An 844-nucleotide genomic window follows, 5' to 3' on the forward strand; every position below is an offset into this window, starting at 1 on the left:
CCCCTGCTGACGCAGCGTCCACCGACGAGCTCGTCGCGGTGCACGGCCAGCTCCGACCAGCACCGGCTGCTGCAGGCCGCCGAGCAGCGGCGCGCGCTCGACGGGTTCGCCGGCGCGCCGCTGGCGACCTGCTCCAGCGCTACCGGCCCGTCCACGCCCGCCTGCTCGAGGTGAGCGCCCGGCTCGCCAGCATCCGCGAGGACGCCCAGGCGCGCGCCCGCGAGCTCGACCTGCGCCGCTTCGGCCTCGGCGAGATCGACGCCGTCGACCCGCAGGAGGGCGAGGACGAGCAGCTGCAGGCCGAGGAGAACCGCCTGGCCCACGCCGAGTCGCTCGTCCGGGCCGCGCTCACCGCGCACGAGGGCCTGGTCGGCGAGCCGGGACGGGGGAGCGCGGGCGTACGTCGCCGGGGCGCAGGCCGCGCTCGACGAGGCGTCCGGCCAGGACCCCGCCCTGGACGCGCTGACCGCGCGGCTGCGGGAGGTGGCGATCGAGCTCGACGACCTCGGTCTGGAGCTGAGCTCGTACGCGTCCTCGGTCGAGATGGACCCCGCCCGCCTGGCCGCCGTCCAGGAGCGGCGGGCGGCGATCATCGCCCTGCTGCGCAAGTACGGGCCCACCCTCGACGACGTGCTCGCGTGGCGGGCCGAGTCGCTGGCCGCCGTCGAGGAGCTCGACGACGAGCAGGTGGTGGGCCGGCTCGAGGCCGAGCAGCGCGAGCTGGAGCAGCAGGCCCGCGACCTGGCCGCCCAGATGACCGCCGTGCGCGAGAAGGTCGGCGTGGAGCTGGCCGGTCGGGTGCAGGAGGAGCTGGCCGCGCTCGCCATGCCGCACGCCCGGCCTC

The 844-nt window shown here is 77.0% G+C and carries 1 protein-coding gene and 1 pseudogene; one reads left to right on the forward strand and one right to left on the reverse strand.

Annotation, left to right across the window (positions count from 1 at the left end; translation table 11 throughout):
• Positions 1-359: hypothetical protein (locus AC2W7G_RS17480; protein WP_485869556.1), on the reverse strand; the 359-nt coding region annotated here is incomplete at its 3' end.
• Positions 360-483: 124 nt separating this feature from the next.
• Between AC2W7G_RS17480 and AC2W7G_RS17485 the strand changes: the two are divergent.
• Positions 484-844, forward strand: a pseudogene (locus AC2W7G_RS17485) (DNA repair protein RecN); the annotation flags it as partial.

The sequence above is a fragment of the Aeromicrobium sp. PFPM2_SD2 genome (assembly GCF_057364525.1).